Origin of the sequence: Marinobacter sp. M3C, from assembly GCF_023311895.1 — a bacterium.
In the GTDB taxonomy this organism is placed as follows: domain Bacteria; phylum Pseudomonadota; class Gammaproteobacteria; order Pseudomonadales; family Oleiphilaceae; genus Marinobacter.
Map to the genome: position 1 here is coordinate 3,874,945 of NZ_CP092284.1, position 24,855 is coordinate 3,899,799.

General features: G+C 51.2%; 24 protein-coding genes and 3 pseudogenes. 25 read left to right on the forward strand and 2 right to left on the reverse strand.

Annotated features, from left to right (window positions below; genetic code table 11):
• The first annotated feature begins 86 nt into the window (after positions 1-86).
• The 16 genes and pseudogenes from MIH18_RS18160 to MIH18_RS18235 form a co-directional block, all read left to right on the forward strand.
• Complete coding sequence (locus tag MIH18_RS18160) at positions 87-1,610, forward strand: sensor domain-containing diguanylate cyclase (RefSeq protein ID WP_249013175.1); 1,524 nt, start codon at positions 87-89, stop codon at positions 1,608-1,610.
• A gap of 279 nt (positions 1,611-1,889) precedes the next feature.
• Entirely contained in the window at positions 1,890-3,188 is a 1,299-nt protein-coding gene (urtA, locus tag MIH18_RS18165; protein ID WP_249013176.1) for an urea ABC transporter substrate-binding protein, read from the forward strand.
• 107 nt (positions 3,189-3,295) lie between these two features.
• The gene (gene urtB / locus MIH18_RS18170; protein WP_249013177.1) at positions 3,296-4,900 is read left to right on the forward strand and encodes an urea ABC transporter permease subunit UrtB; all 1,605 of its coding nucleotides are present in this window, start codon (positions 3,296-3,298) and stop codon (positions 4,898-4,900) included.
• 3 nt (positions 4,901-4,903) lie between these two features.
• Positions 4,904-6,028, forward strand: a complete 1,125-nt coding sequence (urtC, locus tag MIH18_RS18175; RefSeq protein ID WP_249013178.1) for an urea ABC transporter permease subunit UrtC — start codon at positions 4,904-4,906, stop codon at positions 6,026-6,028.
• Entirely contained in the window at positions 6,025-6,849 is an 825-nt protein-coding gene (gene urtD, locus MIH18_RS18180) for an urea ABC transporter ATP-binding protein UrtD (RefSeq protein ID WP_249013179.1), read from the forward strand. Before urtC ends, urtD begins: the two co-directional genes overlap by 4 nt.
• 53 nt (positions 6,850-6,902) lie before the next feature.
• Positions 6,903-7,601, forward strand: a complete 699-nt coding sequence (urtE, locus tag MIH18_RS18185) for an urea ABC transporter ATP-binding subunit UrtE (protein ID WP_249014649.1) — start codon at positions 6,903-6,905, stop codon at positions 7,599-7,601.
• Entirely contained in the window at positions 7,598-8,542 is a 945-nt protein-coding gene (locus MIH18_RS18190) for an urease accessory protein UreD (RefSeq protein ID WP_249013180.1), read from the forward strand. Before urtE ends, MIH18_RS18190 begins: the two co-directional genes overlap by 4 nt.
• Positions 8,543-8,560: 18 nt before the next feature.
• The gene (gene ureA / locus MIH18_RS18195; protein ID WP_249005904.1) at positions 8,561-8,863 is read left to right on the forward strand and encodes an urease subunit gamma; all 303 of its coding nucleotides are present in this window, start codon (positions 8,561-8,563) and stop codon (positions 8,861-8,863) included.
• Between the two features lie 10 nt (positions 8,864-8,873).
• The gene (locus MIH18_RS18200) at positions 8,874-9,191 is read left to right on the forward strand and encodes an urease subunit beta (protein WP_249005903.1); all 318 of its coding nucleotides are present in this window, start codon (positions 8,874-8,876) and stop codon (positions 9,189-9,191) included.
• On the forward strand, positions 9,188-10,891 hold the full coding sequence (ureC, locus tag MIH18_RS18205; RefSeq protein WP_249013181.1) for an urease subunit alpha: 1,704 nt from the start codon (positions 9,188-9,190) through the stop codon (positions 10,889-10,891). The genes MIH18_RS18200 and ureC overlap by 4 nt, the downstream gene beginning before the upstream one ends.
• Positions 10,892-10,910: 19 nt before the next feature.
• Positions 10,911-11,372: an urease accessory protein UreE gene (gene ureE / locus MIH18_RS18210; protein ID WP_249013182.1), complete on the forward strand. Its 462-nt coding sequence runs from the start codon at positions 10,911-10,913 to the stop codon at positions 11,370-11,372.
• 5 nt (positions 11,373-11,377) lie between these two features.
• Positions 11,378-12,073, forward strand: a complete 696-nt coding sequence (locus tag MIH18_RS18215) for an urease accessory UreF family protein (protein ID WP_249013183.1) — start codon at positions 11,378-11,380, stop codon at positions 12,071-12,073.
• 52 nt (positions 12,074-12,125) lie between these two features.
• Positions 12,126-12,764, forward strand: a complete 639-nt coding sequence (gene ureG / locus MIH18_RS18220) for an urease accessory protein UreG (RefSeq protein WP_249013184.1) — start codon at positions 12,126-12,128, stop codon at positions 12,762-12,764.
• Positions 12,765-12,807: 43 nt separating this feature from the next.
• Positions 12,808-12,987 (forward strand): hypothetical protein, encoded by a 180-nt coding sequence (locus tag MIH18_RS18225; RefSeq protein ID WP_249013185.1) that lies wholly within the window; start codon positions 12,808-12,810, stop codon positions 12,985-12,987.
• 146 nt (positions 12,988-13,133) lie between these two features.
• Positions 13,134-14,063 carry a glyoxylate/hydroxypyruvate reductase A gene (locus MIH18_RS18230; protein ID WP_249013186.1) on the forward strand — a complete coding sequence of 310 codons (930 nt, stop codon included), beginning with the start codon at positions 13,134-13,136 and terminating at the stop codon, positions 14,061-14,063.
• A gap of 4 nt (positions 14,064-14,067) precedes the next feature.
• Positions 14,068-14,466 (forward strand): annotated as a pseudogene (locus MIH18_RS18235) (GTP-binding protein); the annotation flags it as partial.
• 285 nt (positions 14,467-14,751) lie between these two features.
• Here MIH18_RS18235 and MIH18_RS18240 read toward each other — a convergent pair.
• A complete protein-coding gene (locus tag MIH18_RS18240; RefSeq protein WP_249013187.1) occupies positions 14,752-14,994 on the reverse strand; it encodes a hypothetical protein in 243 nt (80 codons plus the stop codon).
• A 187-nt stretch (positions 14,995-15,181) separates the two neighbouring features.
• On the opposite strand from MIH18_RS18240, the gene MIH18_RS18245 reads away from it, so the two are divergent.
• Positions 15,182-15,664, forward strand: coding sequence for a hypothetical protein (locus MIH18_RS18245; RefSeq protein ID WP_249013188.1), 483 nt, complete (start codon positions 15,182-15,184; stop codon positions 15,662-15,664).
• A gap of 435 nt (positions 15,665-16,099) precedes the next feature.
• Here MIH18_RS18245 and MIH18_RS18250 read toward each other — a convergent pair whose 3' ends face one another.
• A complete protein-coding gene (locus MIH18_RS18250) occupies positions 16,100-17,080 on the reverse strand; it encodes an IS5 family transposase (RefSeq protein WP_249012898.1) in 981 nt (326 codons plus the stop codon).
• 351 nt (positions 17,081-17,431) lie between these two features.
• Between MIH18_RS18250 and MIH18_RS18255 the strand changes: the two genes are divergently transcribed.
• From MIH18_RS18255 to MIH18_RS18290, 8 genes and pseudogenes are all read left to right on the forward strand, one after another.
• Positions 17,432-18,223 (forward strand): ABC-three component system protein, encoded by a 792-nt coding sequence (locus MIH18_RS18255; RefSeq protein ID WP_249013189.1) that lies wholly within the window; start codon positions 17,432-17,434, stop codon positions 18,221-18,223.
• Complete coding sequence (locus MIH18_RS18260; protein WP_249013190.1) at positions 18,220-18,663, forward strand: three component ABC system middle component; 444 nt, start codon at positions 18,220-18,222, stop codon at positions 18,661-18,663. The genes MIH18_RS18255 and MIH18_RS18260 overlap by 4 nt, the downstream gene beginning before the upstream one ends.
• Entirely contained in the window at positions 18,660-20,510 is a 1,851-nt protein-coding gene (locus MIH18_RS18265) for a DUF3732 domain-containing protein (protein ID WP_249013191.1), read from the forward strand. Before MIH18_RS18260 ends, MIH18_RS18265 begins: the two co-directional genes overlap by 4 nt.
• A gap of 77 nt (positions 20,511-20,587) precedes the next feature.
• Positions 20,588-21,235: a hypothetical protein gene (locus MIH18_RS18270; RefSeq protein WP_249013192.1), complete on the forward strand. Its 648-nt coding sequence runs from the start codon at positions 20,588-20,590 to the stop codon at positions 21,233-21,235.
• Between the two features lie 68 nt (positions 21,236-21,303).
• A complete protein-coding gene (locus MIH18_RS18275; protein WP_249013193.1) occupies positions 21,304-21,810 on the forward strand; it encodes a hypothetical protein in 507 nt (168 codons plus the stop codon).
• A 225-nt stretch (positions 21,811-22,035) separates the two neighbouring features.
• Entirely contained in the window at positions 22,036-23,397 is a 1,362-nt protein-coding gene (gene rho, locus MIH18_RS18280; protein WP_249013194.1) for a transcription termination factor Rho, read from the forward strand.
• Between the two features lie 168 nt (positions 23,398-23,565).
• Positions 23,566-24,057, forward strand: a pseudogene (locus MIH18_RS18285) (GTP-binding protein).
• A gap of 98 nt (positions 24,058-24,155) precedes the next feature.
• Positions 24,156-24,692 (forward strand): annotated as a pseudogene (locus MIH18_RS18290) (HupE/UreJ family protein).
• Positions 24,693-24,855 lie beyond the last annotated feature (163 nt).

Genomic DNA, 24,855 nt, shown 5'->3' on the forward strand with positions numbered 1-24,855 from the left:
TATGTGCTAGATTCCACGCTGAAACCGAGGGTCGCATCGCCATAGACGCATTTTGGAAATAGTATGCCTACACCCAGAGATAATCGATGAGCGTCCAAAAAATACGCGGGCCTTGGATAAGTACGGTAATCGCCTCACCCTGCACCAAGTATTTTTTCGTTTTACTCGCCGTTGTCAGCTTGATCGCAAGCATTGAGATATGGCCCTTATCCGTAAACCATTCTTTTATCGAGCATGGCCTTTATTTTCTGGTGATGGCGACGTTTGCCATTACCTGCCCATTCATTGCTTACTACATCCACGTTACTCATCGTATCCAAAAAGCACTCAAACAGGCTGAATCCACATCAGAGGCGAGCCTCAAGAACGAGCAGCTCATCAGAACCATCGTTAATAGCACGCCAAATATGATGGGCTATTGGGACCGAGATTTACGCTGCCGCTATGCCAACAATGCCTTCAGCGAATGGTTTGGCATGCCACCCGAAGACGTTATCGGGATTCGGTTTCAGGACCTGGTCAGCGAGCAACTTTATGCTCTGAATGAACCCCATCTTCGTGCCGTGCTGGCGGGTGAACCGCAGCGTTTTGAGCGCACCCTGAACAAAGTCGATGGCAGCGTCGGGCATATTATCGGGAACTATATTCCGGATTTTGAGGACGATGGCAGGGTGCGAGGGTTCTCGATTCAAGCCAGTGAAGTAACGGTTCTGAAGGAGGTTGAGGCAAAGCTCAAGCTGGCCGCGTGTGTTTTCGACAATACGCTCGATGGTGTTCTGATTACCGATGTTAACGGCGTGATTTTATCGGTCAATCCAGGGTTCGTTGAAATTACGGGCTACACCCTTGAGGAATCCGTCGGGCAAACGCCTCATATCCTGCATTCCGATCGGCATGACCAAGCGTTTTATGCGTACATGTGGGGGGAAATAAAAGCTAAGGGGCTCTGGCATGGCGAGATATGGAACCGCCGTAAAGACGGAGAGCTTTACCTGCAACGCATGACCATCAGCATGGTGCGCGATGAGGCCGGCGAACCCATTCATTATGTCTCTGTGTTCAGCGACATTACGGCACTTTGGCGTAAAGACGAGCACATCCGGCACTTGGCGTTTCACGATGCCTTGACCGACTTGCCCAACAGAACCTTATTGATGGACCGGATTAACCAACAGGTTCTCCACGCCAATCGCGAAGAGAGCCATTTCGCACTGATGTTTCTCGATCTTGACGGGTTTAAGCTCGTAAACGACCAACTTGGTCATAAATTCGGGGACGATTTGTTAAAAGATGTGGCGAAACGGCTACTGGCGCTGGTGCGAAGAACCGATACCGTAGCCCGTGTGGGTGGCGATGAGTTCATATTTCTTCTTAACAACCCGCAAGGAAGAGCCGAAATTATCGAAGTCGCGAACCGCATTGTTACCTCGATTAATGAGCCCATCGAAATTCTTGGTGAGGTGCTTCAAATAGGCGTATCGCTGGGTATTGCCATCTTCCCCGATGATGGGGACACCGCCGCGGATTTAATCAAACATGCCGACGGTGCAATGTACGCCGCCAAAAGCCAGGGTAAGAACAATATCCGGTTTTTTTTGGCTGAGCATTAGTCCCGTTCGAAACCTATTTTGCTGAAATAACTCCCCGTACCTTTCAATCTAACCTCGCGTATCTTCGCACGCACCAATTGTGAGCATGGGGCTTTCGACTGCGTGTTTTTTGGTGCGTTGCGCTTAAAAATTGTTTCAATTTTATTCGTTTTTATTCGTTTTTTTGGTTTTAACTTATTGAAATTATTAATGAATGATCATGGTTGGAACGTTCCATGCAAGCTGGTGGGTGTGTTGCTGACGAACAGCGCAATCCATCAAGACGCACAGGATGAAAACATGAGCATCAGAAAACACGTGAAACTGGGTCTCTCTGCACTAGCGCTATCCATCTCTTTCAATAGTTTTGCCGCGGAAGACCCGATCAAGGTGGGTATTCTGCATTCCCTTTCCGGAACCATGGCCATTAGTGAATCTACCCTGAAAGACACCATGCTGATGCTGATCGAAAAGCAGAATGAAGCGGGTGGTATCCTCGGCCGCCAGCTTGAGCCGGTGGTGGTAGACCCCGCGTCTAACTGGCCGCTGTTTGCTGAAAAAGCCCGCGAGCTATTGGCGAAAGAAAAAGTCGACGTTATTTTTGGTAACTGGACCTCGGTGTCACGAAAGTCGGTACTGCCAGTTATAGAAGAGCTGAACGGCTTGCTGTTTTACCCGGTTCAGTATGAAGGCGAAGAGTCGTCTGAAAACGTGTTCTATACCGGTGCGGCGCCCAACCAGCAGGCGATACCGGCCGTTAACTATTTGATGAACGACATCGGCGTTGAGCGTTGGGTGTTGGCCGGTACCGATTATGTGTACCCGCGCACCACCAACAAGATTCTGGAAACCTACCTGAAAGCACAGGGCGTGGCCGCCGAAGACATCATGATTAGCTACACGCCTTTCGGGCATTCCAACTGGCAGGCGATTGTCTCGGATATCAAAGCGTTCGGCAGCGCCGGCAAGAAAACCGCCGTTGTTTCCACCATTAACGGCGACGCCAACGTTCCTTTCTACCGTGAACTGGGCAATCAGGGCATCGATGCCGCCGACATTCCGGTGGTCGCGTTCTCTGTGGGTGAACAGGAACTGTCGGGTATCGACACTGGCCCGCTGGTCGGCCACCTGGCAGCCTGGAACTACTTCATGAGCGTAGATGCCGACGCCAACTACGACTTCATTGACGCCTGGGTTGCCTACACCGGTAGGGAAGACGCCGTCACCAACGACCCGATGGAAGCCCATTACATTGGCTTCAACATGTACGTGGAAGCGGTGAAGAAAGCCGGTACCACCGATGTGAACGCGGTGAAAGACGCCATCATCGGCGTAGCCGTGCCCAACCTCACCGGTGGCATCGCCACCATGATGCCCAACCACCACATCACCAAACCGGTTCTGATCGGCGAGATTCAAGACAACGGGCAGTTCTCGGTGGTGTGGCAAACACCGTCAACGGTGGTGGGCGATGCCTGGTCTGACTTCCTGCCAGGGTCAAAAGACCTGATCAGCGACTGGCGCAAGCCGATGTTCTGCGGAAACTTCAATGTGGTCACTGGAACCTGCGGCGGTAAAGCGGCGGTGGCTGCCGAGTAAGGCCAAGTGGCCTGACCCGTTTTGCGGGCGGGATTGGTCCCCCGTCCGTTTTTTAGCACCGCGTTTTTCGCTCGACCCTCTTAGTTAAATAAAAACAGGACACAACCATGGGCATCATCCGATCGCTCAGTCAGCTTCTGCTTGTCTGTTCTCTGTTCTGGCCAGGCTTTGCCCAGGCTCAGGTGGAAGACACCGAAGCGCAACAACTGCTCACGGCACTGGCGGACTCGTCATTTACAGAAAAAAAAGCCGTGGTTAATCGCATTGCAGGCAGCGGCGATGAACGCGCCCGGGGTTGGCTGGAATCGTTTGCCAGCAACAAACTGGCCCGCATTGAATCCAGCGGGCAATTCATCATCGTGACGGACAATCGCGGCCGTAACTGGACCGTGCAAAGCGCACTGACCGGAGAAAATTTGGGCGAATTCTCCCGCCGGGACATCGACACCGTTCGCGTTAACAATGCGCTTCGCGGCGAACTGGAAGACATTCTTTCGGTGATTGACCTGAAAAGCCCTGACCAAAGCAGCCGTTTATCCGCTGCCCGCGCCCTGAAAGGCAGCGTAGACAGCGCCTTGGCCGAACGCGTGCCGGGCCTTATTGATACCGAGCAGAGTGAGCCGGTTCGCGCCGCATTGACCGAAGCACTGGCCATCTACCGCGTGGCCGAGCAGGGCGATCTGGCGGCGGTTGAAACCTTGGCAGGCAGCCTGAATTCGCAAGCCCGCGCTGCCCTGCAGCAAGCCATGCGCAGTGACGATCCGGCGTTGGTTGCGGTTGCGACGAAAGCTATGGACAGCATCGAACAAAAACTGACCCTGAACCGCGCCGCTGAAACCCTGTATTTCGGCCTGTCGCTGGGGTCGGTTCTGGTGCTTGCCGCCATCGGCCTGGCCATTACCTTTGGTGTGATGGGCGTGATCAACATGGCCCACGGCGAGCTGATTATGCTGGGTGCCTACACCACCTGGGGCATGCAGCAACTGCTGCCGGGCCAGCCGGGCCTGGCGCTGATTCTATCCATTCCTGCCGGTTTTCTGGTGGCGGCACTGGCCGGCGTGGTGATTGAACGCACCGTTATCCAATACTTGAAGGGCCGCCCGCTGGAAACTCTGCTGGCCACTTTTGGCGTAAGCCTGATTCTGCAACAGCTGGTGCGCACAGTGGTTTCCCCGCTGAACCGCACGGTGATTACACCGGAGTGGATGAGTGGCTCGCTGATGATCAACGAAGCTCTGTCACTGACTCTTAACCGGCTTTACGTCATTGGTTTTGCGCTGGTGGTGTTCGCCGGGTTGATGCTGATTATGCGTAAAACCCGCCTGGGGCTAGAGGTTCGGGCGGTTACTCAGAACCGGGCCATGGCCCGTTCTATGGGTATAAGAGCCACCCGCGTCGACATTCTCACCTTTGCCCTGGGTTCTGGCGTTGCCGGCCTGGCGGGCGTGGCCTTATCGCAGATTACCAACGTCGGCCCCAACCTGGGCCAGAGCTACATCATCGATTCGTTCATGGTGGTGGTGTTCGGCGGCGTAGGCAATCTATGGGGCACGCTGCTGGCCGGGTTGACGCTTGGCACCATCAATCAGCTGCTGGAACCCTGGGTGGGTGCGGTGTTGGCCAAGATTATGGTGCTGGTGATGATCATCCTGTTCATTCAGAAACGGCCTCGGGGATTATTTCCCCAGAAAGGCCGTGCAGCGGAGGGGTAAGGTATGTGGTTAACAAGACCTTTAGCTGAACGCTCCACCCGAACATTTCTGGGTGTTCTGTTCGCGGCGCTGGCGATCGTCACAGTGCTGCACGTTTTTATGCCGCAAGACAGCGCGCTGCATGTTAGCGCCTACACCGTCACCCTGCTGGGCAAATATCTTTGCTACGCCTTGTTGGCCGTGGCCGTTGATTTGGTGTGGGGTTACCTGGGCATTCTGAGCCTGGGCCACGGCGCATTTTTTGCCCTCGGAGGCTACGCCATGGGCATGTACCTGATGCGCCAGATTGGCGATCGCGGCACCTACGGCGACCCGGTTCTGCCGGATTTCATGGTGTTTTTGAACTGGCAGGAGTTGCCCTGGTACTGGCTGGGTTTCGACATGGCCTGGTTTGCCTTTGCAATGGTGCTGCTGGCGCCCGGCCTTCTGGCGCTGGTGTTTGGCTTTCTGGCGTTTCGGTCGCGGGTGACGGGTGTTTACCTGTCTATCATCACCCAGGCGCTGACCTTTGCGCTGATGCTGGCGTTCTTCCGCAACGAAATGGGCTTTGGCGGTAACAACGGCCTGACCGATTTCAGAGACCTTCTGGGCTTCAACCTGCGCACCGACGCCACCCGCCTGGGGCTGTTTCTGGCCACCGGCGTGGCGCTGGCGATTGGTTATGTGATTTGCCGCGGCATTGTCACCAGCAAACTGGGCCGCGTGGCGGTGGCCTGCCGCGATGCCGAAGCGCGAACCCGCTTTCTGGGTTATCGGGTGGAACGTGTGCAGTTATTCGTATTCGTGATATCGGCCATGCTGGCGGGAGTAGCGGGCGCCTTGTATGTGCCCCAGGTGGGCATCATCAACCCCAGCGAATTCTCGCCACTGTTTTCCATCGAAATTGTGGTGTGGGTGGCTTTGGGTGGGCGCGCCACGCTTTACGGCGCGGTGATTGGTGCGGTGCTGGTGAACTACGCTAAAACCGTATTCACCGGCGTGATGCCAGACGCCTGGCTGTTCGCCTTGGGCGGCCTGTTTGTTCTGGTCACGGTGTTCCTGCCCAAAGGCATTGCCGGGCTGGTGTTCAAGCCTAAAAAGGCCGCTGTTCCCGCCAATAATCCCGACTCGCAGGAGGCCACCGTATGAGCTTTTTTCAGGAACTCGGCAACCGCAACAAGGTGTTTAACTTTCTTGTTCCAGAAGAATCGCCGGTCGACGTTCGCCACGGGCCTATTCTGTATCTGGAAGACGTCAGCGTTAGCTTTGACGGCTTCAAGGCCATCAACAACCTGAACCTGACCATCGACGACGGCGAGCTGCGCTGCATCATCGGCCCAAATGGCGCCGGTAAAACCACCATGATGGACATCATCACCGGAAAAACCCGCCCCGACACCGGCTCGGTGTGGTTCGGCAGCCGTCACAATCTGTTGACGAAAAGCGAACCCGACATCGCCTCGCTGGGCATTGGCCGCAAATTCCAGAAGCCCACGGTGTTTGAAGCACTCACGGTGTTTGAAAATCTGGAGTTGGCCATGGCGACTGACAAGCGCGTGTTGCCCACGCTGACCGCGGTGCTGACCGGCGAATGCCGCGACCGCATCAACGAAGTATTGGAATTGATTGGCCTGCGCAACCTACGCGCTGCCCTGGCCGGCATTCTGTCCCATGGCCAGAAGCAATGGCTGGAAATTGGCATGTTGCTGATGCAAAAACCGCGATTGTTGCTGGTGGATGAACCCGTGGCCGGCATGACCGAACAGGAAATGGAACGCACCGCCGAATTGCTCACCACTCTGGCAGGCAAACAGTCTGTTGTGGTGGTGGAACACGATATGGGCTTTGTGCGTTCCATTGCCCGCAAAGTCACCGTGTTGCACCAGGGCAGCGTGCTGGCGGAAGGCACCATGGACCAGGTGTCTAACCACCCGGACGTTATCAAGGTGTACTTGGGGGAGGAGGCCTGATGTCCATTGAACGCCAAGTGCTGACGGAAAGCCTGATGCCAGTTGAAAGCCTGATGCTGAAAATCCAGAAACTGGAGAAGTATTACGGCGAAAGCCACACCCTTTGGGATCTGGAGCTGGACGTGCCCCAGGGCCAGTGCACCTGCGTTATGGGCCGCAACGGCGTGGGCAAAACCACGCTGATGAAATGCATCATGGGCGAAGAAACCGTGAAAAGCGGTTCCATCACGTTCGCCCAGGATATCGAGCTTACCCAGAAAAAAATCGAAGACCGCGCCCGCCTGGGCATTGGCTACGTGCCCCAAGGCCGGCAGATTTTCCCGCTGCTGACGGTGGAAGAAAACCTGCGTACCGGCCTGGCGGTGCGCAAAGACGGCAGTAAAAAGATTCCCGAGCGCGTGTACGAACTGTTTCCGGTGCTAAAAGAAATGCGCCACCGCCGGGGCGGCGATCTCTCCGGCGGTCAGCAACAGCAACTGGCCATTGGCCGGGCGCTGGTGATTGAACCCCGCCTGCTGATACTGGATGAACCAGGGGAGGGCATTCAGCCCAACATCGTCGCTCAGATTGGTGAAGTTATTCGCAGGCTGATCAAGGAAGACGGTTTGACCGTGCTGCTGGTGGAGCAAAAACTGCCCTTCGCCCGCAAATACGCCGATCGCTTTGCCATCCTGGATCGCGGCCGCCGCGTAGCCGAAGGCGAAATCGCCGGTCTGACCAACGAACTCATTAAAAAGCACCTGACGGTATGACCGTATTTCAGCGCGTAGCGCCCGTTGACCAGCCTGTTCATCAGCCCAAAGCGGCCTTTCAGCCGCCAGAACAGGATTCCGGCCACCGCTTCGACCCACAACGGCGCTGGGCCGCGGCACTGTCTTTGGGTTTTGACCTGCGCGACGACGGGCCAGGCCGCACCGTTACCCGATTAGCGCACCGCAGGCATCATGGCCCGTTAAGAGTGCAGCGGCCGTTTTACCCGGAAGGCCGCAACGGTTGCTGCCACGTGTACCTGCTTCACCCGCCGGGTGGGCTGGTCAGCGGCGACGAACTGCGTATTGATGCCACCGTGGAGGAAGGCGCGCACGTACTTTTAACCACACCCGCCGCCGCCAAACTCTACAAAGCAGACAGCCATGGCGTGGCCTGGGGGCAACACACCCGCTTACACGTAGCCAGCAACGCCACACTCGAATACCTGCCGCAGGAAACCCTCGCATTTGACGGCTCCCGCGGCGAACAGACCACCACCATTGAACTGCACACCGGCGCCAAATGCCTGGGCTGGGAAATTCTCGCCCTTGGCCGCCCGGCCAGCCAGTTGCCGTTCGCATCCGGCCACCTGGAACAGCGTTTCCAACTGCGGATGGACGGCCAGCCGCTATGGCTGGAACGCCAAATCATGAACCCCGAACACCGTCGCTTCAAAGGCCCCTGGGGGCAGGGCGGCGCAACCGTTCAGGCCACCTTGTGGGTTGTTGGCCTGGAAGACGAAGCCGCCGCGATAGAAATTCTGCGCGCCGCACTGCCGGCAAACCCGCGCTGGGCCGTTACTCGCCGCCGGGGCGTGGTGTTGTTGCGTTATCTGGGGCAAGAAAGAAACGAAGCCTGGGCTTTATGCCAGCAAGCCTGGGAGTTATTGCGGCCCTTGCTGACCGGCAAAGCGGCGATAGTGCCGCGGATATGGCTGACCTGAGATCAGAGGAATAACAAAATGGAACTGACACCAAGAGACAAAGACAAGCTAATGCTGTTCACCGCAGCCCTGCTGGCCGAACGCCGCAAAGTGAGAGGCCTGAAACTGAACTACCCCGAAGCCATCGCCCTGATCAGCGCCGAGATAATGGAAGGCGCCCGGGACGGCCGAACCGTTGCAGAACTCATGAGCAGCGGCGCGGAAATACTGACCCGCGACGACGTGATGGACGGCATCGCCGAGATGATTCCCGAAGTGCAGGTAGAAGCCACCTTCCCGGACGGCACCAAACTCGTCACCGTTCACAATCCCATTGTATGAGGGCCGCGCCATGATTCCCGGAGAGTACCAACTGAAAGACGGCGACATAGAACTCTGCGCCGGCCGCGAACGCATCACCGTCGACGTCGCCAACACCGGCGACCGCCCGGTACAGATCGGCTCCCACTACCACTTCGCCGAAGCCAACCCGGCGCTGACGTTTGACCGCGCCAAAGCAACGGGCTACCGCCTTGACGTAGCCGCGGGCACCGCCATCCGCTTCGAGCCGGGACAGTCACGGCAGGTCACCTTAATTCCGTTCGCCGGCAGCAGAAAAATCTACGGTTTTCGAGGCGAAGTGATGGGAAATCTGGAGGCGAAGACATGAAAATCACAAGACAAGCCTACGCCGACATGTACGGCCCCACCACCGGCGACCGAGTTCGGCTGGGCGACACCGACCTGTGGATAGAAGTCGAAAGCGACGCCACCCACTACGGCGACGAAGTAAAATTCGGCGGCGGCAAAGTCATCCGCGACGGCATGGGCCAAAGCCAACGCGCCGACGACAGCGTGATGGACACCGTCATCACCAACGCCCTGATTCTGGATTGGTGGGGCATCGTTAAAGCCGACGTTGGCCTACAAAACGGCCGCATCGCCGCCATCGGCAAAGCGGGCAACCCCGACACCCAGCCAGATGTCACCATCGTTATTGGCCCTGGTACCGAAATCATCGCCGGCGAAGGCAAAATTCTCACCGCCGGTGGCATCGACTCTCACATCCACTTCATCTGCCCCCAACAGATTGAAGAAGCCCTGATGAGCGGCATTACCACCATGCTCGGCGGCGGCACCGGCCCGGCCACCGGCACCAACGCCACCACCTGCACACCCGGTGCCTGGCACATGGGCAAAATGCTTCAGGCCGTCGACAGCATGCCGATGAACATCGGTTTTCTGGGCAAAGGCAACGCCAGCCTGCCCGAAGCCCTGGAACTGCAAATAAAAGCCGGCGCCATCGGCCTGAAACTGCACGAAGACTGGGGCACCACCCCGGCCAGCATCGACAACTGCCTGACCGTGGCGGACAAATACGACGTACAGGTGGCCATTCACACCGACACCCTGAACGAATCCGGCTTTGTGGAAGACACCCTGGCCGCGTTCAAAGAACGCTGCATTCACACCTACCACACCGAAGGCGCCGGTGGCGGCCACGCGCCCGACATCATTACCGCCTGCTCTAAACCCTACGTACTGCCGTCGTCTACCAACCCCACGCGGCCCTACACCGTGAACACCATCGACGAACACCTAGACATGCTGATGGTGTGCCACCACCTGGACCCGAACATCCCTGAAGACGTCGCCTTCGCCGATTCACGCATTCGTCGCGAGACCATCGCCGCGGAAGACATCCTGCACGACCTGGGTGTTATCTCGATGATCGCTTCCGACTCCCAGGCCATGGGCCGGGTGGGCGAAGTGGTGTGCCGCACATGGCAAACCGCCCACAAAATGAAACAACAGCGCGGCCTGCTGCCGCAAGATGAAAGCCTGGGTGCCGACAACTTTCGCGCCAAGCGCTACATCGCCAAGTACACCATCAACCCCGCCATCACCCACGGCATTGGCCACGAAGTGGGCTCGGTAGAAGTGGGCAAGATGGCAGACCTGGTGCTGTGGAACCCGGCGTTTTTCGGCGTAAAGCCAGCCCTTATTGTGAAAGGCGGCATGATTGCAGCCGCGCCCATGGGTGACCCCAACGCCTCCATCCCCACGCCCCAGCCCGTGCACTACCGCCTGATGTTTGGCGCCTTCGGCAAAGCGGCCAGTGCCACACGTTTGACGTTTGTCAGCCAGGCCGCAATGGATGCGGGCATTGATAAAGCACTTGGCCTGGACAGCCCGCTGGCGGCCTGCAAGAACGTACGGCAGGTGCGCAAGGCCGACATGAAACTGAACGACGCCTGCCCGCACATCACCGTAGACCCGCAAACCTACGAAGTGTATGCAGACGGCGAACTGCTCACCTGCGAGCCGGCCAGCGAATTACCACTGGCCCAGCGCTACCACCTGTTTTAAGGCGCAACCGGAGAATCCTATGTTGGAATTAATAGAACGCATCCACAACATCGACAGCGCAGAAATTCACGACAACCTGACTCTGCCTTACGAGCTGCGTATGCGCGGCCGCCTGCGCTCCACCACCGAAACCAGCCTTGATGTTGGCCTGTTCCTGGACCGTGGCCCGGTACTGCGCGATGGCGACCTGCTGCAAGCCCGCACCGGCGAAGTTATCCGCATTCGCGCCGCCGACGAGCCGGTGGTAACCGCACGCGTTGCCGCCGGCCTGCCCCTGGCGCGCCTTTGCTACCACCTGGGCAACCGCCACGTGTCACTGGCCATTGGCGAAGACAAGCAGGGCGGCTGGATTCGTTTTCCGCCAGACCACGTACTGGAAGAACTGGCCGAACACCTGGGCGCCACCCTTGTACACCACAACGCCAAATTCGACCCCGAACCGGGTGCTTATTCCTCGGCCGGGCACAGCCATGAGCACTGAAAACCATGAACACTGACAGCCAGCCAGTCGCCACAAGCGACCTGGCATTGCTGGGCCTGATGCAGCTGGTTAGCCCTGCGCTGCCCATAGGCGCCTTTGCCTGGTCTCAGGGCCTGGAAAGTGCGTTTGAACTGGGCTGGGTGAAAACCGAAGCCGACTTACGCGAATGGCTGGAAGGCGTGCTTGAAGATGGCTTAAGCCGCTGCGAACTGCCCCTGCTGGCGCGCCTGCAAACAGCCTGGGCAAGGGAAGATGCGCAGGCCATTGCCCAGTGGAACACCTGGCTACAAGCCACCCGTGAAACCGCCGAACTGAGCGACGAAGACACCCGCCTGGGCGCGGCCCTGGTTACCTTGCTGCGCAACCTTGGCCTGCTGCCGGATGCGAACCTGATTCCTAGCCAACCCGGTTACATCACCATGTTCGCCTGGGTAGCCCATTACCGACAGGTACCGCAACGCCAAGCGCTCATTGGCTTCGCCTGGGCCTGGCTGGAAAACCAGCTGTCAGTCGCTTGCAAAGCGCTGCCCCTTGGCCACACCGCCGCCCAGCGCATCACCGAACACATGCGCCCACTGCTGGTGACCGCCGTGGAGGTTGCTCTGCAAAGGGAAGATCACGAACTCGGCCCCATCCTGCCGGGGCTGGCGCTGGGCAGTGCGTTGCACGAAACACAGTATTCGAGACTTTTTAGAAGTTAACTTTTTCAGAAACTGACGTCTTCAGAAACGAATAGCGAACGAGGAAATAACCATGGCACATTGCTTGAGAATAGGCGTTGGCGGCCCGGTAGGCTCCGGCAAAACCGCATTGCTGCGTCAGCTGTGTAGTGCCCTGAAAGACCACTACGACATCGCCGTGGTGACCAACGACATCTACACAAGAGAAGACGCCGACTTCCTGCTGAAGCACAACGCCCTGCCAGCAGACCGCATACTGGGCGTTGAAACCGGCGGCTGCCCCCACACCGCCATTCGCGAAGATGCCTCCATGAATTTGGCGGCCATCGACGACCTGCAAAACCGACACCCGAACCTGGAACTGGTGCTGGTAGAGTCCGGCGGCGACAACCTATCCGCCACCTTCAGCCCGGAACTGTCTGACCTAACCCTGTATGTGATTGACGTATCCGCCGGCGACAAAATTCCCCGCAAAGGCGGCCCCGGCATCACCAAATCCGACCTGTTGATCATCAACAAAATCGACATTGCCGAATACGTGCATGCCTCTCTGGACATCATGGAGCGTGATTCCAAAATGATGCGCGGCGAACGGCCCTTTGTGTTTGCCAACCTTTATGACGGAGTAGGGCTGGAAACCATCATCAGCTTTATTTTGGAGCGGGGAATGCTGCCAGAGCGCAGGCCAGAAAAGCTGGCTAAAACTGCCTGAGCGAACACCTTTTGTTCTTTCGAATTAAAATGGAAAAATAGCCATGAAAAACATCAAAAAAATGAGTATCAGTGCAGTGCTCCTGCTGGCCTCTACGAACGCGCTGGCGCACTCCGGCCACGAAGCCATTGGCGACGTTCTGCATATTGAATACCTGGTTGCCGCAGTGATCGTTAGCGCCATAGCGTTCACGGCCTGGAAGAAGATTAAGCAACGTCGCTGAGAGTTAAGACGACGATTGCGCAACCTTTCAACGTCCCTGCAAGAATGGCTGGCGGCAAACGCCAGCTCTTTCCCCAGATCGGTTTTGAAATCGCGTTTTGGCGGCGATGAAGCGTTCGGTATAGTTACGGGAAAAAGCAAAATAACATGACAATATCAATTATTTGTACCAATAAAGACCCTAAACCCTGGGTAACCGCCCTAAGGGCACTAGACCCTACTCTCGACGTTCAAATATGGCCAAACGAAAGCCGGAAAGCTGACGTTGAGTTTGCTTTATGTTGGAACCATCCTGAAGGCGTTCTACGAGACTACCCAAATCTGCGATGCATTTGCTCTATGGGCGCAGGTATAGATCATTTACTTAATGATGAATTTTTTCCAAAAGATCTACCGGTGATAAGAATCATAGACCCTCTATTAGCACAGTCTATGTATGAATATCTTCATACAGCAGTTATGTATTACTTCCGGGATTTTGACATATACAAAGCTCAGCAGTTCCAATCGAACTGGAAACAGCAGTCACCCAAAGCAATAGCCCATACGACCATCGGTGTAATGGGGTTAGGTAAGCTTGGAGAATATTCGGCTAGCAAGTTTTCTGAGATTGGATTCAATGTCATTGGTTGGTCGCGCACTCAAAAGACTATCACCGGAGTAAAGTCTTATGCAAGTGACAGGCAGCTAGGAGAGTTTCTTTCACAAGTAGATATATTGATTTGCCTATTGCCCCTGACAAACGACACGAGGGGTATTCTTAACCTTGAAAACATTAATAAACTGCCTTTTGGGGCTTGCTTGGTCAATGTAGCGAGGGGCGAACATCTGATAGATGAAGATCTGATAACAGCACTAAATGAAGGTCAGCTGAGAGGAGCATGCCTTGATGTTTTTAGAGAGGAACCATTATCTCAGATGCACCCATTTTGGCAGAATAAAAAAATACTCCTGACCCCTCACTGCTCAAGTATTACAGACCCTAACTCAGTCGCGCCTCAAATTTTGAAAAACTATCGACTGATGAAAAGTGGTCAGGCCCTAATGAATCAAGTAGACGCTTTTCGAGGTTATTAAACATTTGGATTTAATAATATCCAGAAAGGACAGGCAGAACAGACAGGCAGAACAGACAGGTATAGTGTGTCCCTGCGAGGTTAAGTGGTGTGAAGAGTGCCTGTCTCTGGTGTTTTCCCCGAAATTGGAACTGGTGCTGGTGGAATCTGGCGGCGACAAAATTCCCCGCAAAGGCAGCCCCGGCATCACTAAATCCGACCTGCTGATCATCAACAAAATCGACATCGCTGAATACGTGCATGCTTCCCTCGACATCATGGCGCGTGATTCCAAAATGATGCGTGGCGAACGGCCATTTGTGTTTGCCAACCTTGTTGTCGGCGCTGGCATTGCCTGGGGCGGTTTGAGCCTGCCGGGCGTGGAAACCGGTATCAGTTTGTCGGTAATACTGGCGGGTATCCTTATTGCCACACTGGCGCTTACGTTTGCAGGCCGTGCCCTTGGCACCCTGATGCAGAAAACGGATAACCGGTTCGGCCGAGCGCTTGGTGGTGTGGTTGCTGCAACTGGAGCATTGCTGGCGGCGGCGTAAAGGAAACAGTTAGAAAATAAAGTTAAAACAAAAAGCTGCGTGGGCCTACCGCGCAGCTTTTTTTATTGCTTAAAATTATGGATTTTTGCAAAGGGGCAGACAAGCAGTACTGAGATGCTTTAGTCTACGTGGTAACCGATATAGACGCGCCGCTTGTTAAGGATGACAGCCGATGAACCTTTCAGTACCACCACAGCCTCTTTTCAGTCCCTGGTTTTTCATACCGTTTATTCTGCGGCTGTCTGTGCTGCGCTCTGTTTGGCTTTTCGCCACAAAAATCGCTGCACCAGAGCAGACAGCATTCAGAAATTCAGGAAATGATGTTCTTGCGTCGAAGGTGATTTTTGAAGGTGCGAGAACAGTTAATGCTTCGTTATTGCAATCATCTGACGTCTTCATTATTGCACTAACGAAGACGTTAGGTGATTGCGAGCGGATGCAGTGTGTTTTTTATAATTCGTTGTTTAGGATAAGAAAAAAGTAATAATTTTTAGTGTGATCTGAATTTTATGTAGCGCTCAGGTTTTTGCAATAATGAAGTGTGCTACCTAGTCACTGTTAAGCGCTCAAATCTGAGGAAGCAAAGTTGCTAGAAGCTGTAAGAAGTTGGCTGATAAAGGTACTTTCAAAATTACTACCGTCATTGTTTCGTTTGATATATTCCAATGAAAAAATGCTGGGGATGGTCGATGTCACCATAAGCAGCGAGAACGAAGGGCTGGTTGTAAATTGCGCAGATTTGCCGGACGCAAGAGTATGGTTAGAAATAACCAATCTTTCTCCATTTACGCTGAAGCTGACAGGGATCGAGGCTGTTCTGCTTTGGGTAGGCAGGGCAGCAGAATTCAGATCTTTACACTGCCTCAACATCAAGCCCCACAGTAAAGAAAAAATTCTGATAGAAACCTCAATTAATGAGCTTCAGGCAAGACACATAAGAGAGAAAAATCAGCTTGATAAACCAAGGTTGAGTGTCCATGCGTTTTTTGAATCCTCAATCAGGCCTTTAAGTAAGCAGCGTGAAATTCAAACATCTAATTTTCGGTTGCTGAATTGTGGTGTCGCTTAACAAGGCCATCAAGGTTGTTCCGGGCCCTTGGCCCTCCACCGGACGCCCTTTTCAGGGCGCCGCTTATGGCTGGCGTTATGTATTGATAGGTATATTCAAAATATATAGAAGGTGTTGCATATTGTGAGTAAAGATAAAACGCATTCTAGTAAGACGTCAGCGGACTCGATATTAGTTGCTTTCGATTACCAGTACTATTACTTTTTATGGAAGCTGCTTTGTCTTAGGCCTGGAGAATCAGTCGGCTTGGAAGTTAAGGACGATGTGCACACCGAACTAGGGAAGCGCTGATCAAATCGTGACTCACCGCCATAATGAGGTTCACTCAAATTTCAGTAAGATTTCTGGCCGAGTTGTACGCCAGAATCATTAAATGTCCTGTTTTCAGGTTATAAAAGCCTTTTTGCGGCCGAAGTTCGGCCTTTAAGGCCTATATCACGCGCTTTGAGACGGATTTATCCTGCGAGCGAGTATAAGATTGCCCAGAGCAAACAACGTAAACAGCTGCGCTGTGTTCTTTAACAGCCCTCGGTAACGGACCTTTCGGTGCCGGAATAGATTCTTGATCACGTGGAACGGATGCTCCACTTTGGCCCGGATCTGGGCTTTGGCTCGCTCGAACTGGGTCACCAGATCTTTGCGCGGGCCTTCTGCCATTTTCTTGAGCTTGCCGCGTTTCTCTGCCACGTGCCAGGTAACCTTTGTGTCCTTAAATTCGTCGCGTTTGGCCACACCGGTGTAACCCGCATCCGCATACGCCTCGGTTTCTTCACCGTGCAACAGGCGCTCGGTTTCGGTGATATCCGCTACATTGGCGGCCGTGCCCGTCAGGCTGTGGACCAGCCCAGAGTCTGCGTCCGTGCCAATATGCGCTTTCATGCCGAAGTACCATTCGTTGCCTTTTCTGGTCTGATGCATCTCCGGATCCCGCGCCTTTGCTTTGTTCTTGGTCGAGGGCGGTGCTGCAATAATAGTGGCATCGACGATCGTACCCTCACGCATGAGCATGCCGCGGTCCGCCAAGTGGCCGTTGATCTGTTCAAAGATCACCTGGGTTAAAGCCTGCTTTTCGAGTAAGTGGCGAAACTTCAACAGCGTTGTGGCATCGGGGACCGATTCCACGGCTAGGTCAATCCCCACAAAATTGCGCAGCGCCTGACTGTCATAGATGGCATCTTCCAGTGCTTCGTCCGCCAGGGCGTACCACTGCTGCACAAAGTACATCCGCAGCATGCGCTTTAAAGGTATTGGGGGACGGCCTCGTTTACCGCGAGAATCAGGATAATAGAACGGCGATAGCGCGTTCAGCAGCCTCGACCAGGGCACGGTCTGCTCCATTTCTGCCAAAAACCGCTCACGGCGGGTTGTCTTTTTCTTGGCAGCAAATTCTGCCTGGGCGAAACTTGTTTGCTTCATGACAGTCTCTGGCTAATCCTGCGGAGGAGCGACCATTTTACCAAACCGACAACGTGAGGGGAATAAATCAGTGTTTCCCTAGACAATAACGAGCAAGTATATTTCCAAGTTAAACATACTATAAAAAAGAAGATCGACAAAACTCCCATAAATCTAACTGAATCAGACTCCGATCTATGGAAAACTTTGTCAAATTGGTCGAAGATAGTTTCTGACAGTAAGGACGGTAGAGGCGAGAAACTTGATCAACTAAAATTTATCGAAAAAACATCATTTATCCTCGCATCTAACAAGTCATCCTCTGAGTTAAATTCCATACTTAAAGCGATATCAGACTATCAAGAGGGGGCAATGAAATTTGAAGATTTTAAGAAGAAAATTGAAGAGTTTTCTAATAGCTCCAAAAGCGAGACAATAAAAAGTTATATTAATGATGTCTTGTCGTTGACGGAGGAAGTTTTAGAGAATTACCTTAAGAAGATTTTCTTTGAATTAAATGTAGATGATATAATTTTTAAGTGCAAAGAAGCAATTAGAGCTGACAAAATCGTTGACTCTAAAATAGATCAAGTTTTCTCAGGACTAGACTCGTCTATTAGAGAAGATAACTTTGTTAAAATCCGAAACGGTTACAAAATTAATGTTTCTTTTGATGATTTTTATCTGCGATATAGACGTCATTATGACTTGGCCCGAAATGGTGTTCTGACAATAAGCGAATATGAGTCTGCTTTACCAGACAAGTTGCATAAACAAATATTCATAGAGCAACTTGTCGAGATTAATGATGTTTCAATCGATGATTTTGAGGAAATCGCCAGACTTACTGTTTTTAAGTTAAAATTAAAGAGCAATATCAATATTTGGCTTCAGCAGGGTGAAATTACAAGTAACGAAATTTCTGATTTTAAGAAAGATGCTGTAGAGCAATGGAGAAATAAATATAAGAGCTCATATAGGGGGGTTACTGATGAGAAAGACTATAATAATACTGCCCTGAAAGTTCTTGACTCTATTAGAGAAAAAAACCTTATCCTTTGTCAGCAGCCCATGGATACTAGCATGAGTAATGGAGCATTCTACGATCTGTCAGATTCTCCGGTTATTGGGTGGAGGAAGGATTGGGAGAAATATAAGAAATGAATATTAATTACTATAATAATTTTGGGATAGGCGTTGTTGCTATTGGTGCTGTATTGAGTCGAAGCAATGCATTGTCCATCTCTAAGGTTTTTCTGGTTTTTCCTTTATTGTCGCATCAAAAGCTTTTGCAGTATTTAGCTAGACAAACAACAAGTGTTAAAAGTATAGAGAAATTAATTTCTGATCAAGTAAGCTATTTCTCCAACTTCAATAAGAGATACATGGACTCATTAGTAATGACTATGAATTCTATCCAGTATCTTAACGATGCGGGATATATTGATATTTCAGATGGAGTCGTGAAGTTGGTTAAGCCCTTTGAGTATGACTCAAAAATGGGTAAGCGAGCTAATAGTATTTTTAAGGCATCTGATAATATAGCTAAGTTGCTAGCTGAAACGGAGAGTAAATTGTACTTGAACCTGAGAGTGGAGCTATGAAATTTCATATTAACAAAGTTGTTTTATGGCTTAACAATAAAAAAATAAGAGAAATAAAATTTAAACCAAACAAGGTTAATGTTATTACCGGTGATAGTAGTACTGGGAAAACAGAAATACTAGATATAATCGATTATTGCTTCTTCTCAAGTGACTCAAAAATTTCAGAAAGCATCGTGAACGAAAATGTCGCGTGGTACGGAATATTATTCCATGTTAATGGGAAGGAATATACCATTGCGAGAAAATCACTAGTCAGAGGTAAGGTTTCAAAGGAATACTATTTTTCATCAGAAGGAAAAATTCCTGATTCTTTAGTTTCAAATAATTCAGAGGCCTCCATCAAATCTCTTCTAGAGAGTGAGTTCAGGATCGATAGTGATGTATCAATTCCTTATGGAAGCAATTTAATTAAACCAGGGTCAAAAATATCACTAAGATACTTTCTGATGTTCAATACTATATCAGTGAATATCATAGAAAATGATACTGGAGTATTTTTTGATAAGCAGGATAACTCACGGTATCGAGATGCATTACCTAGGATATTCGATTTGGCTGTAGGAATTGAAACCATTGAAAATGTCCTTAAGAAGGAAAAGAAAGCAGAGTTTGAATTAAGGCTTTCAAAATTACAGAAGAAATCGAAGTCGATATCAACTAAGTCGGATAGCTTTAAGTTAGAGCAGGAATCGATAATTAAGGAGGCCAAAGAATACTCACTGATTAGTCCCGATCTGGACTTTGATTCTTCGCTATCACAACTTGAGTTAACTGTCTCGGGGGTTCAGACAGAAATAGCAGATAATGGATTTAATAGCGAACTAGAACATGATGTTTACCTAAAAGAAAGAAAAATAAAAAATCTTAAACGCTTTGTATCGGAGTTCCAGTCATACAAAAATAGTCTTTCTATAACAAACGATAGTTTGAAGCCGATTACCTTTCTCAAAGAAAGAGATTCTGATGTAATTAAAACATCTATTTTTTCAGATGTCATTGAGTTATTGGCGAGCGAACTAAACGAAATTCGCAATGCATGTAAGACGAAAACACCAATTGACAAACAGGTTAATGATGAAATTAAACAATTGGAGAAAGACGTTTCTTTACTAAAAACCTCGTTATCAATCATGCCTGATCAACATAAAAGTTTTGGTAATGATAAAGAAAAGTATTTTTTCCTGGGCAGCGTAAAGTCGAAAATGGAGTTGTACTCCTCGCAAGAGGATTCACTATCAACTAACACAGATATAGAAATTGAAAGTTTGAAGGAGAAAATCGGGGCAATAGATGTTGTTGATGAAATTGAAAAAAGAAATCTTACCATAAAGGTTATTGAGGAAATAATTTCAGAGTACATGAAAATAACCGGTGAAGCTCTTGTTAACTATTCGAACTATCAGCCAGTGTTCGATTATAAAGAAAAGACCCTTTTACTGAGAAAGCCAAAAACTACATTCATTGAGAATGTTGGTAGCAGTTCAAATCATATGTTTCTACATTTATTTTTCACACTTGCAATGCAGGAAGTGGCATTTAGGAATGACTCACCGTTTGTAGCTCCTTATATTGTGATTGATCAACCTAGCAGACCATATTGGGGGAGCGGAGATGAAAAGAAAGCAATGCTCAACGAATCAGATGCTTTTAAAATAAAGAAGGCTTTTGAATTAATGGATAAATTTATTAAAAGTAGAAATGAAAATTTAGGTGATTTTCAAATGATAGTTTTTGAACATGTACCAAGGGATATTTTTGAAGGTTTCACTGATGTGCATTTGGTTGAAGAGTTTAAGAATGGAAACGCTTTGATACCAAATACCATGCGTGATGTTTCGAAATAAACACATAACAATTGCGTCAATCAGGACGCTCGCAAGCTCGCGCCTATTACGCGGGCGTTATAAAAAACGAGAGTTGTATGGAAAATTCTGAAAGACCAAAGACGTTCATTCTTGATTTTTGGGCCTGTATTTTTAAAGTGCTGGGTAAAATCTCTTTTTTCAACCTTGTGAGATTTGTATTTCCTAGTGCTAAAACAGGCCTTTTTTCGGAAGCGTGGGCGCTAGGGCATGTTGCATTGTCTATTTTATCCGTGCCCGCAGTTTTATATATTAATAATTACTACGTTGGGTTATCTATTGTTGCATATGCCTTGTTGAGAGTTTTTGAAGTGGTTGTTTATCAGACAAATGTTCTCCTCTTTGATGAATATAGAGCAAAAAAAGCTGGCAAGGAGTACGCACTGCATGGCTACCGGCGAATGGTTGTGCTTCTTATGCAGAACTATTTTGAAATAATATTTTGGTTTGCAGCACAATATGTTTTCTTTAATGGTCTTTTTTCATTCTCTGTAGCAGGATCACACGAAAGTGTCTTTGGAGCTATATACACAAGCTTTGTAGTTATGACCAGTTTTGGCTATTACAATGTGACCCCGCTGGGGGTGCTGGCATATTCTTTGGTTATTGGGCAAGCTGTGATTGGTCTGTTCATGACTTTGTTGAGTTTGGCGAGGTTTATAGGGTTAATTCCTACTCCTAAATCAAGAGATATCACAGAGCAGTAATTTTATAACAAGTGCAGGCACGGCGACACCCTTTACATTGCGCCTTCGGCTCAATTACAAGAGTGCGCATGCTACAGGTGTTAAATTTTCAGGGAGGAAAAAGCACTGTGCCTTTCTTACGTTTTTCTACAATCCTAGCATTGGTTCTAGGAAGCCCCGCTTTCGCTGGTTCGTCTCTTTTCCAGCAGAAGGGATTTATCCAAAATGAGCAGGGAGAGCAGTGTTGGTATCACCAAGAAGTTGTTGAAGGTTCTCATTATTTTTACGATGGAGTCACTGCAAACATTGGAGTGCTGAGCCTTGATGACCAAACCTGTATGAAAGCGTCTGAGCTTGGTCAAACCGTGAACAAGATGATGATCAATAACGTGATTTCTCGGTGGTATTCCCGTAGTGATGCGAATTTCCAAACTCGTGAAAGCGAGCTTTTTCCAACTAGCCTGCTCCAGAAACGCGGGCAGTGTATACAGTCCAAGAAATATCCGGCCATCGGAATTGTAGTCGACTACGAGGAGAGCCGAGAATCCATAGTCCGTGTTCGCCACGGGATGAGTGCTCAAGGCTGTACTCAGTAACTTAACAAATAGTTGTAGTACGTTCCGGGCCCGGAGGCCCTACACCGGACGCCCATCTCGCTGCGCTGCATGGGCGCCGCTAGAAAACCGGGACAGATTTATTTTCGCGGCTTCTCTGATGGCTTGGAGCTGATTTGAATCACTACCAACCCGCTTCGCACTTCGATTAATATCGGCTACCAGCACACAGAATGGATTCTGTGCGTCAGAAGCAACGAGACGCTGATGCCAAGACAGGCCAGGGTGATTGTGCCCGGTTTTCCCCATCATATTGTTCAACGCGGCCATAATCGCCAACCGGTGTTTGTCGAATGCCGTGATTTTGAGTACTACCTGGCGAATCTTCAGGAATGGAAGCAGGTTTATAAGCCGGAGGTGTTCAGTTACTGCCTCATGATGAACCATGTTCATCTGGTTGTTCAAGCGAACGACAACGTGGCAGCCATCCCTCAATTGATGGGAAAATCGGGACAGACTTATTTTATGCACGCTGGGTTTTTGCCTTGGGCTGTCTTTGTTGAAAATGGTGTTCAGCAATCCGTTAGGGCTTCTGTTTTTTTGACGTTATCAGCCCATTTCGAAAAATATCTATCAAACAAGAGCTATCAAAAAATCATGACGAGAAAGACATTAGGTTTAACCCGAAAACGAAATAAAGACGCTAAACCAGTGGCTGAGGAAGTCGAGGCTATGGTTGAGGTTGAAGGTGAGGCTGATCCACAAAAACGTTTTTTAAATGCTGTGGCTATCAATCCAACGCCGGGGATGCGCTTGGAGTCAGGTTCAGAAGAACTCACGGTGCGCGCGATGGATTTGATCACGCCGATTGGAATGGGGCAGCGAGGTTTAATAGTTGCACCGCCGGGGTCTGGAAAATCGACAATTTTAAAACATATTTGCCAGGCGGTGGGAAAGGCGTATCCCGAGATTAAACTTTACGCGTTATTGATAGATGAACGACCCGAAGAGGTCACTGATTTCAGGCGTAGCGTCCCGGCTGAGGTACACGCTTCTTCTTCGGATGAAAGCTATGCTCATCACGTTCGCGTTGCCGATGAACTTCTTGATACCGCCCGCCGACAAGCGGGAGAGGGTCAAAACGTAATGATTGTGATTGATTCTCTCACGAGGCTTTCGCGTGTGCATAACGCGGAGCGAAAGAGTAGTGGTCGTACTATGTCTGGCGGGGTGGATGCTCGAGCGATGGAGATTCCGCGGAGGTTATTTGGCGCTGCACGAAAGATTGAGAATGGCGGCTCGCTGACCATTTTGGCAACCGTTTTGGTGGATACCGGCAGCCGTATGGACCAGGTTATTTTTGAGGAATTTAAGGGCACGGGGAACATGGAGCTGGTTTTATCGAGAGACGTGGCGGATCAGCGAATCTTTCCCGCGCTGGATATTTCGAAAAGCAGTACACGCCGTGAAGAGCTGCTGTTGGATCCAAAAGATTTAGACAAAGTAAGAGCATTGCGCCGGGCGCTTGGCGGTCTCAAACCGCTAGAGGGCACAAAAAAGCTGGTTGAGCTGCTTGAGAAGTACCCCACAAATGCCGAGCTTCTGAAAAACATTCCCGGGCCAGGATGATGATGCGTGTGAGTGATCACCTCATTCGTTAGGTCGTTACATAGTCTTTACCTTTCAGCGCGAAGCCCCCTGTGCCGACTAAGACCAAAAAACCGGGACGGATTTATTTTCGCCGCTTTACTGATGGCTTGGAGCTGATTTGGTAAATAGATCTGTCCCGGTTTTCGCTTGAGAATAGGCGTTGGCGGCCCGGTAGGCTCCGGTAAAACTGCATTGCTGCGCCAGCTGTGTAGTGCCCTGAAAGACCACTACGACATCGCCGTGTTGACCAACGACATTTACACAAGAGAAGACGCCGACTTCCTGCTGAAGCACGACGCCCTGCCGGCCGACCGCATTCTTGGCGTTGAAACCGGCGGCTGCCCGCACACCGCCATTCGCGAAGACGCCTCCATGAACCTGGCGGCCATCGACGACCTGCAAAACCGGCCCCGGCATCACCAAATCCGACCTGCTGATCATCAACAAAATCGACATCGCTGCATACGTGCACGCCTCGCTGGACATTATGGCGCGTGATTCCAAAATGATGAGCGGCGAACGGCCGTTTGTGTTTCAAACATTTACGACTGGGTAGGGCTGGCGACGATTATCAGCTTTATTTTGGAACGGGGAATGTTGCCAGAAAGGCGGCCGGAAAAGTTGGCTGCGACAGCCTGAGCGAAAACGGACAACAGCTTTGAACCCTTAAGATTAAGGACAAGACAAAGGAACACATAATGAAAGCATTTGCCCAATTACTAATGGCCACCGGCCTGATGGTTACCGCCACCACAGCTTCCGCCCATGCCGGTCACGACGCAGGCACCGGGTTCACCAGCGGCCTGTTGCACCCCATGCTAGGCCTGGAACACTTGTTGACCATGGCCGCCATCGGTTTCTGGTGCGTGCGCCAGTCCGCCACCCTAAAAAACAGCACACTGCTGTTCGTCATCGGCGGCATGGTCGTCGGCGCGGGCATTGCCTAGGGCGGCTTGAGCCTGCCGGGCGTGGAAACCGGTATCAGCTTGTCGGTAATGTTGGCCGGTATCCTGATTGCCACACTTGCGAAGCCGCCAACCGCTGTGGGTGGTTCACTGGTCGCGGCGTTTATGGTATTTCACGGCTTTGCCCATGGGCCTGAAATGCCGGCTGGAGCGGCGTTGGTGGCCTATTTGGCAGGTTTCTCGGTTGCCACACTGGCGCTTACGTTTGCAGGCCGTGCCCTTGGGACCCTGATGCAGAAAACGGATAACCGGTTCGGCCGAGCGCTGGGTGTGGTTGCTGCAGCTGGAGCGTTGCTGGCGGCGGCGTAAAAGAAACAGATAGAAAATAGAGTTAAGACACAAAGCTGCGTGGGCCTACTGCGCAGCTTTTTTTATTGCTTAAAATTATGGATTTTTGCAAAGGGGGCAGACAAGCAGTACTGAGATGCTTTAGTCTGCGTGGTAACCGCTATGGACGCGCCGCTTGTTAAGG

Bases quoted from the DNA above. Each gene is read 5' to 3' on its own strand.
- MIH18_RS18160 (WP_249013175.1), top strand. From the start codon at position 87: ATGAGCGTCCAAAAAATACGCGGGCCTTGGATAAGTACGGTAATCGCC.
- urtA (WP_249013176.1), top strand. From the start codon at position 1,890: ATGAGCATCAGAAAACACGTGAAACTGGGTCTCTCTGCACTAGCGCTA.
- urtB (WP_249013177.1), top strand. From the start codon at position 3,296: ATGGGCATCATCCGATCGCTCAGTCAGCTTCTGCTTGTCTGTTCTCTG.
- urtC (WP_249013178.1), top strand. From the start codon at position 4,904: ATGTGGTTAACAAGACCTTTAGCTGAACGCTCCACCCGAACATTTCTG.
- urtD (WP_249013179.1), top strand. From the start codon at position 6,025: ATGAGCTTTTTTCAGGAACTCGGCAACCGCAACAAGGTGTTTAACTTT.
- urtE (WP_249014649.1), top strand. From the start codon at position 6,903: ATGCTGAAAATCCAGAAACTGGAGAAGTATTACGGCGAAAGCCACACC.
- MIH18_RS18190 (WP_249013180.1), top strand. From the start codon at position 7,598: ATGACCGTATTTCAGCGCGTAGCGCCCGTTGACCAGCCTGTTCATCAG.
- ureA (WP_249005904.1), top strand. From the start codon at position 8,561: ATGGAACTGACACCAAGAGACAAAGACAAGCTAATGCTGTTCACCGCA.
- MIH18_RS18200 (WP_249005903.1), top strand. From the start codon at position 8,874: ATGATTCCCGGAGAGTACCAACTGAAAGACGGCGACATAGAACTCTGC.
- ureC (WP_249013181.1), top strand. From the start codon at position 9,188: ATGAAAATCACAAGACAAGCCTACGCCGACATGTACGGCCCCACCACC.
- ureE (WP_249013182.1), top strand. From the start codon at position 10,911: ATGTTGGAATTAATAGAACGCATCCACAACATCGACAGCGCAGAAATT.
- MIH18_RS18215 (WP_249013183.1), top strand. From the start codon at position 11,378: ATGAACACTGACAGCCAGCCAGTCGCCACAAGCGACCTGGCATTGCTG.
- ureG (WP_249013184.1), top strand. From the start codon at position 12,126: ATGGCACATTGCTTGAGAATAGGCGTTGGCGGCCCGGTAGGCTCCGGC.
- MIH18_RS18225 (WP_249013185.1), top strand. From the start codon at position 12,808: ATGAAAAACATCAAAAAAATGAGTATCAGTGCAGTGCTCCTGCTGGCC.
- MIH18_RS18230 (WP_249013186.1), top strand. From the start codon at position 13,134: ATGACAATATCAATTATTTGTACCAATAAAGACCCTAAACCCTGGGTA.
- MIH18_RS18240 (WP_249013187.1), bottom strand. From the start codon at position 14,994: ATGAAGACGTCAGATGATTGCAATAACGAAGCATTAACTGTTCTCGCA.
- MIH18_RS18250 (WP_249012898.1), bottom strand. From the start codon at position 17,080: ATGAAGCAAACAAGTTTCGCCCAGGCAGAATTTGCTGCCAAGAAAAAG.
- MIH18_RS18255 (WP_249013189.1), top strand. From the start codon at position 17,432: ATGAAATTTGAAGATTTTAAGAAGAAAATTGAAGAGTTTTCTAATAGC.
- MIH18_RS18260 (WP_249013190.1), top strand. From the start codon at position 18,220: ATGAATATTAATTACTATAATAATTTTGGGATAGGCGTTGTTGCTATT.
- MIH18_RS18265 (WP_249013191.1), top strand. From the start codon at position 18,660: ATGAAATTTCATATTAACAAAGTTGTTTTATGGCTTAACAATAAAAAA.
- MIH18_RS18270 (WP_249013192.1), top strand. From the start codon at position 20,588: ATGGAAAATTCTGAAAGACCAAAGACGTTCATTCTTGATTTTTGGGCC.
- MIH18_RS18275 (WP_249013193.1), top strand. From the start codon at position 21,304: ATGCTACAGGTGTTAAATTTTCAGGGAGGAAAAAGCACTGTGCCTTTC.
- rho (WP_249013194.1), top strand. From the start codon at position 22,036: ATGCCAAGACAGGCCAGGGTGATTGTGCCCGGTTTTCCCCATCATATT.